Here is a 10,392-nt window from a genome sequence, read left to right as displayed (position 1 = left end):
CGCGGTCGCCGTCGTGGCGGGGGCGGTCGCGGTGCTCTTGGGCGGCGCGGGCGGCGACCTCGCCGGCATCCCGGTCGCCTCGTGGGCGTGCTTCGCGGGGGCGGTCGCCGCCTCGGCCGCGACGTTCGTGCTCGCGCTGTCGCGGCCGCCGTCGCGCGCGCTGTTCCGGCTCGTGATGCTCGCCGCGCTGCTGCTCGCGGCGCAGCTCGTGCTCACCGGTCGCGCGCTCGCCGGATGACCGCTCGCGCGTCGGCGTCGAACCCCATCGCGTAGGCGCGGGCGAAGACGCGGCCCAGTCCGGGACCGAGCGCGACGCGGAGCGCGAGGGCGCGTGCCTCGTGCGCCGCGGACGGCAAGGGGCGCCCGAGCGCCGTGTTGGCGGCCGCGAGTCGGGCGGCCGTCCGGGCCGACGCCACACGGGCGCGCTCCCAGCGCCGCAACTCCGGTTCCGGGGCATCGCCCGAGCGCACCCACTCCGCCAGGAGCGGCGCCAGGCGGATCGCGTCGAGGAGCCCGAGGTTCATGCCTTGCCCGCCGATCGGGCTCACCTCGTGGGCGGCGTCGCCGATGACGAGCAGCCGGCCGCGACGCAGGCGCGGGGCGATCACGCGGCGGACGCCGAAGGCCGTGGCCCCGGTCACGGCGTCGGCGGCCGCCGTCTCCCCGCGGAACCGGAGGGCGGAGCGCAGCCGTGCCGCGCGGGCAGCGGGGTCCGGGTCGCCGTCCGGCGCATCCCACGCCACGAAGCGCCGGATGCCGCCGGGGAGCGGGAACGACTCGAGCACTCCCGCAGCGTCGAGGTGCACGACGGCGGTGTCGCCGTCGCCGCGGGCTGCTCGGGGGAGATCGGCCATGAGATAGCGGTCGCGGTAGTCGTGCCGTGCGAGGGCTCCGGTTCGGTAAACGAGTTCCCGGCCCGCCGCGCCGCCGGCGACCACGACGATCGCGGCGTCGGTCTCGAACCGCTCCGCGCCGCGCACCGCGGTGAGCCGCACCGATGCGGCATCCGGCGACACCCGCGCGACCTCGACCCCGCGGAGCGGGGCGGGAGCGTCGGCCGCGAGCGCGGCCTCGGTCGCCGACTGCGGCAGCGTGGCCACGAACGGGAACCGGGTGCCCAGCCGGTCGAAGCGCACGGTCCCGAGGAGCCGTCCGTCCGATCGGGCCTCGCCGCGCGGCACCCGATGCGCCTCGGCGAGGAGCGCCTCGGTGCGCCCCGAGGGCTCGAGCGCCGCGAGCACGGGCGCGTGCACCCCGATCGCCCGGCTGCCGGCCCCGGGTGCGAGCCGGCGTTCGAGCACCTCGACGTCGAGACCGCGGCGGGCGAGTTCGCCGGCGAGGAGCATCCCGACGGGCCCGGCGCCGACGACCGCGACGTCAGGCACGGCCGTCGCCCACCGCGAGCAGACGGAACGGGACCGGCCGCTCGACGTGCCAGCGCCCGGTCGGGCCGGCCGCCGCCGCGAGCTCGGGCGCCGTGAAGCTGCGGCGGATGGAGCGCAGCCCGTCGCAGCGCAGGAACGTGCCGGGCGCGAACGGCGTGATGCCGACGGTGTAGAGCGCGTAGGCGAGACGGCCTCGCTCGATGTCGCTGTGGAGCACCGGCCCCTGCGCGAGTGCGAGCGAGTCGTCGAGGAATCCCGGGAGGCCGGCATCCAAGTGGTGCAGCACGTGGCTCGAGAGCACGAGGTCGAAGACCTCGCCCTCGGCGCGCAGGGTCGCCGCGTCGGCGGACCGGAACGCCACGTTCGCCGGTGCGTCGCGCTCGCTCGCGACCGCGAGCGCGCGCGGGTCGGGGTCGATGCCGAGCCAGGACGCCTCGAGGCCGTCGCGCCGCGCCAGCGTCGCGAGCCGCACCAGCACGTCGCCGCCGCCGCTGCCGAGGTCGAGCACGCGGGCCGGGCGCCCGAGGCCGGCGAGCACGGGGCGGACGTGCCGGCGGTACACGGCGCCCCAGCCGGAGACCAGCCGATTGACGGTGCCGAAGCGCCGGAGCGTGGCGCGGAGGAGCCTTGGGTCGCACGCCGGGTCGTCCATGAGCTCGCGCAGCGCGTCGTCGCGCCTCGACAGGTTCATGCGGCCTCGCTCATGCGGGGTCGGCGACGTGCTTGGTCAGGAGCGCCGACTCGACCGTCAGGCCCGGTCCGAAGGCCAAGCCGGCGATGCGGGCGCCCTCGCCCACCGCGTCGTCGTGCAGCAGCGCGCGCAGGATGAACAGGATCGTCGGGCTCGACATGTTGCCCGCGTCGCGCAGCACCGCGCGCGATGGCGCGAGGAGCTCGGGGGCCAGCCCGAGTCCGGACTCGACGCGATCGAGCACGCTGCGGCCGCCGGGGTGCACCGCCCATGCATCGGGCGGCGGGTCGTCGCCGAGGAAGCGGTCGACCGCCCCCCGGATCTCCCGGCCGATGATCCGCGGCACCTCCGCGGAGAGCACCATCTCGAACCCGTGGTCGCCGATGGTCCAGACGAGATCGTCCTCGCCCTCGGCGGTGAGCGCCGTGCCGAAGCGGTCGAGCTCGAGCCAGACGGGGGGCTCGAAGGCTCCGGCCGTCGCGTCGTCCGCGATCACGGCCGCGGCGGCCCCGTCGGCGAACACCGACGACGCGACGATCTGCTGCGGGTCGCTCGAGGCGCGCACGTGCAGGGTGCACAGCTCGACGCAGTCCACGAGCACGACCGAGCCGGGCTTCGCCTCGACGATGCCGGCGGCCAGCCGCAGCGCGGGCAGCGCCGCCGCGCACCCGATGAACCCGAGGTGGTAGCGCTCCACCGTGCCGGGCAGCGCGAGGTCGCGCACGAGCCGGAAGTCGGGCCCGGGCGCGAAGAAGCCGGTGCACGAGACCGTGATGACGTGCGTGACGGAGGACGCCGGGACGCGGGCATCCGTCATGGCCGCCCGAGCCGCCCGCGCCGACAGGTCCGGCGCGAGCCGTCGGTATGCGTCGTTGCGCTCCCCGGTGGTCGGCGCCAGCAGCACGCCCGCCCCGTCGACGAAGGCGGCGCCCCCGCCCTCCGTCGGGGCGCCCGACGCACCCGCCTCCCCGAACTCGGCGAGCACCGTCGAGCGGTGCTCGATCGCGGCGGCGTCGAACGCGGCCCGGATGATCCGATCGGTGAGGCGGTCCACGCCGGGCTGCGACGCGAAGAGGTCGCGGATGCGCGACTGCTCGAGGTCGGTCCCCGGGACCGCGGTGCCGATGGACACGATGCGCGCCGTCATCCGGATGCCGATCAGAACATCGAGGGAACGGGGCGGTCGGGATAGAGCTCCCGCATGGCGGCGTCGTAGCGCCGCTTCATCAGCAACGGGTAGAGCACCCGGATCGGGACGGGGAGATTGACGCGCATCCACGCGTCGCGCTCGGCCTCGGGGACGCTCGCGAGCAACAACCCGAGCTGCAACGACATGACGTCGCGCGGGAACTCCTTGCGGCGGGCCATGAGCTCGCTGCGCGTGTGCGTCTCGAGCTGGTCCCACTCGGGCTGGCTCATGACGTCGGCGACGACGGGCAGGATGTCGTCCTCCTCCTGTCCGAGGTGGGCCAGGAGCGTGTCGCGGAGGTGCTCGATGTCGGCGGCGAAGGCGTCGCGGCGCGCGGCGTCGGCGGTCTCGGCCCACGGTGCGAGCTGCGGCTCGAGGCGGGCGAGCTGCTCCGAGACCTCGCCGTGCTGCGCGCGCATCTGCTCGACGTGCAGGGCGCAGGCCGGGCGCCGGGTCGTCAGGCGGTCCCAGAGCAGGAGGTCCTCGGTCTCGTGGTGCAGGTGCAGGGCGGAGAAGTCGAGCTTCGCGTAGATGCCGACCAACCCGGCGCGGGCGGCGTCGCCGGGTCGGACTTCGCGCACCAGTATCGGCAGCTGCCGGTAGAGCCACCGGAAGATGCGGTGCACGAGGAAGAGGCCCGACGGGTCGCAGCCCGCCGTCCCGCCCTCGGGCGAGCCCCCCGACGAGGGCAGCTTCGTCGTCATCTCCGCCCCCGATCCCGCTGCGGTGCATCGACGATGCCGGCCCCCGCGGCGAACAGGGGGAGGCTACTCCTGACGCGGCCGGGCCATCACCCGACGCCGACGATCCGGCCGCTTCGCCGTTGTGCGCCCCGTTGTGCGCCCCGCGTGCGCCGCCGTACCCTCGGGACCGTGGGGGAGCGCACTCCTGGGGGCGAGGGGTCGATCGCGGACGGGCGCTGGGTGCGCCGCGTCGTCGTCGTCGCGCGGGTGCGCCATCCGGTCGAGGCGGTCTTCCCCTACCTGGCGGACCCGACGAAGTGGCACGACTTCGCACCCGCCGTCGTGTACCGCGAGCAGATCGACGACGGACCGCCTCACGTCGGGACGCGGTGGCGGGCCACCGACCGCATCGGCCCGTTCCTCGCGCACTTCATCGACCGCATGGAGGCGATCGAGCACAACCGACGCGTCGTCTGGTTGTCGTCGGCGCCGTGGAACTCGCGGGTCGAGTACACGTGCCGGGCGTCGGGAGCGACGACGCTCGTCCGGGCCGAGTACGAGGGCGTGCTGAGCGGCGACATGCGCTGGCAGCTCGGCTGGCTGCCCGACTGGGCGACGCACTGGATCCTCGCGCAGGACTTCCGGCGGCTCGACCGCGCCCTCACCCGGGCGGCACGGGCGTCTCGGCGCTGGCGACGACGGCATCCGAATCCGCTTGCCAGCGAGGCGCGCGAGCCCTAAAGTGAACCGCAATTCACATCCGGCAATGTTCATTCAACGACGAAGGGACGGCCATGACGCTCATCGCCGACGACCACACCGCCTCCGAGCTCCCCCAGCTCGTCTCCCTCGACCCCCGGGACGGCAGCGCCGTCGCGAGCTACCCGGTCGCCGACGCCGCCGAGGTCGACCGCACGGTCGCCGCCGCGCGCTCCGACGCCGACTGGTGGGCCGCCCAGGGCTTCGCGGGCCGCAAGCGCCACCTCCTCGCGTTCAAGGGACAGGTCGCCGCGGGCGCCCGAGACCTCGCCGCCGTCATCTCCCGGGAGACGGGCAAGCCCGCGGGCGACGCGCTCCTCGAGGTCGTGCTGACCCTCACCCACCTCGACTGGGCCGCCAAGCGGGCAGGTCGCGTGCTGCAGCGCCGCAAGGTCGCCGCGGGCCTCATCAACTACAACCAGAAGGCCAGCGTCGGCTACGAGCCCTACGGCGTCGTCGGCGTCATCGGCCCGTGGAACTACCCCTTCTACACGCCGATGGGCTCCATCTCCTACGCCCTCGCGGCGGGCAACGCCGTCGTCTTCAAGCCGAGCGAGCTCACCCCCGCGACCGCGAAGTGGGTCGAGGATGCCTGGAACCGCGCGGTTCCCGGCCACCAGGTGCTCCGGGTCGTCGTCGGCGACGGTGCGACGGGCGGCGCGCTCGCCGCCTCCGGGGTCGACAAGGTCGCCTTCACCGGCTCGCCCGGCACGGCCCGCAAGGTCATGGCGGCCGCGGCCGCGAACCTCACGCCGATCGTCGTCGAGGCGGGCGGCAAGGACGCGATGATCGTCGCGGCCGACGCCGACCTCGACGCCGCGGTCGATGCAGCGGTCTTCGGTGCGATGGGCAACGCCGGCCAGACGTGCGCGGGCGTCGAGCGCATCTACGTCGTCGGCTCCGTCGCCGAGGCGTTCACGACGAAGCTCGTCGCCGCCGCCGCGAAGCTCGCCCCCGGCGGCGACGATGCGGCCAGCTACGGGCCGATGACCCTCGGCCGCCAATCGGAGGTCATCGCCGGCCACATCGCCGCGGCGCTCGCCGACGGCGGCACGGCCCTGCTCGGCGGGCCGGAGTCGGTCGCGGGCGGGTATGTCGGGCCGGTCATCCTGCGCGACGTTCCGGAGAGCTGCGCGGCCGTGCGCGAGGAGACCTTCGGCCCCGTCGTCGTCGTCAACACGGTGGCCGACCTCGACGAGGCCGTGTCCCGCACGAACGCCGTCGACTACGGCCTGACCGCGTCGATCTTCACGAAGGACCTGCATGCCGGCGCACGCCTCGCGAACCGCCTCCGGGCCGGTGCGGTCACGGTCAACTCGGTGCTCGGCTTCGCCGGCATCCCGGGGCTGCCCTTCGGCGGCCGCGGCGAGTCGGGCTTCGGCCGCATCCACGGCGACGCGGGCCTGCGCGAGTTCTCCGTCGTCAAGTCGGTCGCGGTGCAGACCCGGTCGGCGATGATCAAGCTCCTCACGATGGACCGCTCCGAGAAGGACATGCACCTCACCGAGCGGATGCTCCACCTCCTCCACGACCCGAAGAAGCACTGACCCCGGAGCGCCGGGACCGGCGACCGGACTGCGCCGCGTCCGGCCTGCGCCCCGATGCAGCGCACGATGGGGAGCGAGGTTCGCGATCCGCGAGCGTCGCGGATCGCCGTCCGTTCGGCCAGCGATCCGCGACATCCCCGTTTCCCGCTCGTCTTCTCGGGAGGGCCGCACGACCGACCGAGCCGTCGGGTGGTCGTCCGCAACCTGTCGAGCCGGTGCGCCGCGCCGCCTCTCGACGCGATGGTCGTGCCGGTTCGCAGCGCTGCCTTCGGGCACGATGTCCGTTCCGGTGGGCAGCGCGGCGACCGCACACGATGGCCGTGCCGGACTCTCGTCTCGTGACGCGGATCCGCCGCTACTCGACCGGCTGGTCGGCGACGCCGAGGGCCGCGCGAACGAGTGCGGCGACGCGGGCGAGCGTCGCGGGCGACTCGTCCCAATGCACGAGCCGACCGAGATCGACGACGATGTTGAGACCGGCGTGCACGTGGAAGCGCGCCTCCGCCGCACCGAGGTCGGGGCGCACGGCACGCAGCAGCGCGACCCACTCGTCGACGTGGCGGCGCTGGATGTCGCGCAGGCGCTCGAGCTCGGCGTGGGGGAGGGCGCCGGAGTCGGAGAAGTAGACGCTCATGAGCTCGTGGTGGGCGAAGCTGTGCGCGACATAGGCGTCGACGAGCCGGTCCAGTCCCTCGGCCTCCGACGGCGCCCCCTCGAGCGCGGCCTCGGTCGTCGCGCCGAGTCGCTCGGCCGCCCGCACGCAGGCCTCGAGCAGCAGGTCGGACTTGCCCGAGAAGTGCCGGTAGAGGCCGCTCGCGGTGAGGCCGGCCGCCGCGCTGACGTCTTCGATGGCGGTCTCGTGGTAGCCCTTCGCGTGGAAGAGCGTGATCGCCTCGCGGATGAGGGTCTCGCGCTTGGACGCGGACGGGAGGCCCGGCGTCGCGGCGACGCGCTCGCCGGAGGCGGGAGGCAGGTCGACGAGGGCGACGCGGTGGCCGGTCTCGACGAGGAGCGCGACGATGCGTCGCGTCGAGAGCCGGGTGCGGTGCGAGGTGATGCTCGCGACGACGCTCAGCACGGCGGCCGCGAGCGCGGCGTCGTCGCCGGCCGGGAGGTCGGGTCGCAGTGCCGCGATCGGCCGGCGCACGCGGGCGTTGAGCTCGGCGAACTCGGCTCGGAGCCGGGCGCGGTCGGCATCCTCGAGGTAGCGGCCCTCCCAGCGGTAGAGACCGCCGGTCAGCCGGTTGCCGACGGTCGTCTCGGCGAGCGAGCGCACGACGTCGTCGAGGTCGCGCTCAGGATCGCCGGTGTCGCCGAGGCCGTCCGTCGCCTCGACGAGCCCGCGTGCGAGGCGTTCGGCGGCGTCGAGGAACAGCGCGTACTTGTTCGGGAAGTGCCGGTAGAGCGCCGAGGCCGAAATGCCGACCGCGGCGGCGACCTCGCTGAGACTCACCTGGTGGTAGCCGCGCTCGGAGAACGCGAGGGCCGCGGCCATCGCGATCTGCTGCCGTCGATCCTTCGGGCGTGCGCGTCGCACCGGTGCGGCGGCGGTCGCGGTGCTCATCCGCTCAGGCTAGCGCACCGCATCCTCGACGATGTGAATCGAGATTCACAAAATTGCGTGACATCCGCTGACCCTCCGTGCATACTTGCCCGTACCTGAGCCGTCGGCGACGACGGCAGTACACCGTCGTACGAGAAGGAACGCCCGCATGAGCCTCGATTCCCCGATCATCCCGCCGGCCGTCCGCCGCAACCACTGGATGAACCAGGTCGCCACCCACGCCGTCAACAAGCCCGACGGCGTCGCGTTCAAATACCTCGGCAGCGTGACGACCTGGGCGCAGGTGCACGAGCGCGTGACGCGCCTGGCCGCGGCCCTCCGCCGTCGCGGCGTGCAGGCCGGCGACCGCGTCCTCCTGCTCACCCTCAACAGCCCCGACGTCGTCGAGGCCGTCTTCGCGATCAACACGCTCGGCGCGATCGCCGTGCCGATCAACATGCGCCTCACCCCGCCCGAGATCGCCTACATCGTCGACGACGCCGACGCCTCGGTGATCTTCGTCGACGTGCCGCTCGTGCCCCTCGTCGGCGCCGTCGGCACCGTGACCTCCCGCATCGAGCAGGTGCTCGTCCTCGGCGACGCGACGGCCGCGGGCCACGAGCGCGTCGCCGACCTCATCGCGGAGGATGCGGACGGCTTCGAGGCGCCCGACGTGCCGGAGGACACGGTCGCGCTCATCATGTACACCTCGGGCACGACCGGCCGCCCGAAGGGCGCGATGCTCGACCACGGCAACCTGTACGCGCAGGCGGTGACGTGCCTGCGCGCCAACGGCATCGTCGACGAGTCCGACATCGCCTACCTGACGGCGCCGCTGTTCCACATCGCCGGTCTCGGCTCGATCGCGCCGAACTTCATCATCGGCATCCCGACGGTCTTCCATCCGCTCGGCGCCTTCGACCCGGCCGCCCTGGTCGACGCATGGGAGCGCGAGCGCGCCACGATCGTCTTCAACGTGCCGCAGCAGTGGGCGGTCATTTGCGCACTGCCCGGCATCAAGGACCGCGACCTCGCGCTGCGCATCATCTCGTGGGGCGCCGCTCCCGCGAGCGACACGCTGCTCCGCCGGATGGAGGAGACGTTCCCGAACGCGATGAACGTCGCCGTGTTCGGCCAGACCGAGATGTCGCCCATCACGTGCGTGCTGCGCGGCGCAGACTCGCTGCGCAAGCTCGGCTCGGTCGGCCGCCCGATCCCGACGATCCTCTCGCGCGTCGTCGACGACGAGGGCAACGACGTCGGCCCGGGCGAGGTCGGCGAGATCGTCTACCGCGGACCGACCATGATGCAGGGCTACTGGCGCAAGCCGGTCGAGACGGCCGCCGCGTTCGAGGGCGGCTGGTTCCACTCGGGCGACCTCGTCAAGCGGGACGAGGAGGGCTTCGTCTGGGTGGTCGACCGCAAGAAGGACATGATCATCTCCGGCGGCGAGAACGTGTACTGCGCCGAGGTCGAGAACGCCCTCTTCGCCTATCCCGCGGTGCTCGACGTCGCGGTCTACGGCCGCGCCGACGAACGCTGGGGCGAGGTGCCGGTCGCCGCGATCGTGCTGAAGCCGGGTCACGAGGCGCCGACGCCCGCCGAGCTCACCCACTTCCTCGACGGCACGCTCGCGCGCTTCAAGCACCCCAAGCACGTCGTGGTCTCCGAGGCGCTGCCGCGCAACGCGGGCGGCAAGGTCGACAAGGTCGTGCTGCGGGGCGCCGACATCGTGGCGGCCGCCGCGGAACCCGCCCCGGAGGGTTCCCCCGTCTCCGCGAACGTCGAGGCGCAGCCGCCGGCCCGCACGCCGGCGAACTGACGGCACGCCGATGACCGCCGCAGTGGCCGCGCTCGTCCGAGAGCGCGGCGGAGCCGCCGTGCTCTCGGACGTGACCCTGCGGGAGCCGGGGGAGCACGAGATCGTGGTGCGCGTGCACGCCTCCGGCGTGTGCCCGACCGACCTGTTCGGCATCGACGGGGGTGCGGGCGACCGCTTCCCGGCGGTGTTCGGGCACGAGGGGGCCGGCGTCGTCGAGGCCGTCGGCGCAGCGGTCGAGGGGCTCGCCCCGGGCGACCGGGTCGCGCTCGGCTTCGCGTCGTGCCGAGACTGCGGTACCTGCCGGAACGGTCATCCGGCGTACTGCGAGCGCTTCGCCGAGCTCAACTCCCTGCCGCGCCGCGGCGCGCTCGCCGCGGGCGAGTCGGTCACGACCGGGTGGATGGGGCAGTCTTCGTGGGCGACGCACGTCGTCGTGCACGCCTCGACCGCGGTGCCGATCGGCGACGACATTCCGTGGGCGATCGCGGCGACCCTCGGCTGCGGCGTGCTGACGGGAGCCGGCGCCGTGCTCAACGTGCTGCGGCCCGGGCCCGAGGACGCGCTGCTCGTGCTCGGCGCCGGCACCACGGGCCTCGCCGCCGTCATGGCCGCCCGCGCCCGCGGCGTCGGCCGCATCGTCGTCTCCGATCCGGATGCCTCGCGGCGCGAGCGCGCCCTGCGGGTCGGGGCGACCGAGGCGCACGCGCCGGAGCGCCTCGCCGCCGCGCTCGCCGACGGCGCTCCGATCGCCCGCGCGCTCGACACGGTGGGCG

The 10,392-nt window shown here is 74.1% G+C and carries 9 protein-coding genes and 1 pseudogene; 5 read left to right on the top strand and 5 right to left on the bottom strand.

The window, feature by feature from the left end:
• Positions 1-238 (top strand): annotated as a pseudogene (locus GB864_RS16875) (UbiA family prenyltransferase); the annotation flags it as partial.
• On the opposite strand, the gene GB864_RS16870 reads toward GB864_RS16875, so the two are convergent.
• From GB864_RS16870 to GB864_RS16855, 4 genes are read right to left on the bottom strand one after another with little or no spacing between them, the layout of a single operon-like run.
• Positions 213-1,385 (bottom strand): FAD-dependent monooxygenase, encoded by a 1,173-nt coding sequence (locus tag GB864_RS16870; RefSeq protein ID WP_160426857.1) that lies wholly within the window; start codon positions 1,383-1,385, stop codon positions 213-215. The pseudogene GB864_RS16875 and the gene GB864_RS16870 sit on opposite strands and share 26 nt — an antisense overlap.
• Positions 1,378-2,076 (bottom strand): methyltransferase domain-containing protein, encoded by a 699-nt coding sequence (locus GB864_RS16865; protein ID WP_160426856.1) that lies wholly within the window; start codon positions 2,074-2,076, stop codon positions 1,378-1,380. Before GB864_RS16865 ends, GB864_RS16870 begins: the two co-directional genes overlap by 8 nt.
• Before the next feature lie 10 nt (positions 2,077-2,086).
• Entirely contained in the window at positions 2,087-3,223 is a 1,137-nt protein-coding gene (locus GB864_RS16860; protein ID WP_160426855.1) for a type III polyketide synthase, read from the bottom strand.
• 11 nt (positions 3,224-3,234) lie between these two features.
• On the bottom strand, positions 3,235-3,969 hold the full coding sequence (locus GB864_RS16855; protein ID WP_160426854.1) for a hemerythrin domain-containing protein: 735 nt from the start codon (positions 3,967-3,969) through the stop codon (positions 3,235-3,237).
• 168 nt (positions 3,970-4,137) lie between these two features.
• Here GB864_RS16855 and GB864_RS16850 point away from each other — a divergent pair, with 168 nt between their 5' ends.
• The gene (locus GB864_RS16850; RefSeq protein WP_160426853.1) at positions 4,138-4,689 is read left to right on the top strand and encodes an SRPBCC family protein; all 552 of its coding nucleotides are present in this window, start codon (positions 4,138-4,140) and stop codon (positions 4,687-4,689) included.
• 53 nt (positions 4,690-4,742) lie between these two features.
• On the top strand, positions 4,743-6,254 hold the full coding sequence (locus tag GB864_RS16845) for an aldehyde dehydrogenase family protein (RefSeq protein ID WP_160426852.1): 1,512 nt from the start codon (positions 4,743-4,745) through the stop codon (positions 6,252-6,254).
• Positions 6,255-6,609: 355 nt separating this feature from the next.
• Here the strand turns inward: GB864_RS16845 and GB864_RS16840 are convergent, their stop codons facing one another.
• Positions 6,610-7,818 (bottom strand): TetR/AcrR family transcriptional regulator, encoded by a 1,209-nt coding sequence (locus tag GB864_RS16840; RefSeq protein ID WP_160426851.1) that lies wholly within the window; start codon positions 7,816-7,818, stop codon positions 6,610-6,612.
• A 148-nt stretch (positions 7,819-7,966) separates the two neighbouring features.
• Here GB864_RS16840 and GB864_RS16835 point away from each other — a divergent pair, with 148 nt between their 5' ends.
• A complete protein-coding gene (locus tag GB864_RS16835; protein ID WP_160426850.1) occupies positions 7,967-9,619 on the top strand; it encodes a long-chain-fatty-acid--CoA ligase in 1,653 nt (550 codons plus the stop codon).
• A 10-nt stretch (positions 9,620-9,629) separates the two neighbouring features.
• Positions 9,630-10,392: alcohol dehydrogenase catalytic domain-containing protein (locus tag GB864_RS16830; RefSeq protein WP_160426849.1), on the top strand; the 763-nt coding region annotated here is incomplete at its 3' end.

Source organism: Agromyces seonyuensis, from assembly GCF_009789225.1.
Lineage (GTDB): Bacteria > Actinomycetota > Actinomycetes > Actinomycetales > Microbacteriaceae > Agromyces > Agromyces seonyuensis.
Note: the sequence above shows the minus strand (reverse complement) of the source record. Positions and strands in the feature narration are given on the sequence as shown.

Bases quoted from the DNA above. Each gene is read 5' to 3' on its own strand.
- GB864_RS16865 (WP_160426856.1), bottom strand. From the start codon at position 2,076: ATGAACCTGTCGAGGCGCGACGACGCGCTGCGCGAGCTCATGGACGAC.
- GB864_RS16860 (WP_160426855.1), bottom strand. From the start codon at position 3,223: ATGACGGCGCGCATCGTGTCCATCGGCACCGCGGTCCCGGGGACCGAC.
- GB864_RS16855 (WP_160426854.1), bottom strand. From the start codon at position 3,969: ATGACGACGAAGCTGCCCTCGTCGGGGGGCTCGCCCGAGGGCGGGACG.
- GB864_RS16845 (WP_160426852.1), top strand. From the start codon at position 4,743: ATGACGCTCATCGCCGACGACCACACCGCCTCCGAGCTCCCCCAGCTC.
- GB864_RS16840 (WP_160426851.1), bottom strand. From the start codon at position 7,818: ATGAGCACCGCGACCGCCGCCGCACCGGTGCGACGCGCACGCCCGAAG.
- GB864_RS16835 (WP_160426850.1), top strand. From the start codon at position 7,967: ATGAGCCTCGATTCCCCGATCATCCCGCCGGCCGTCCGCCGCAACCAC.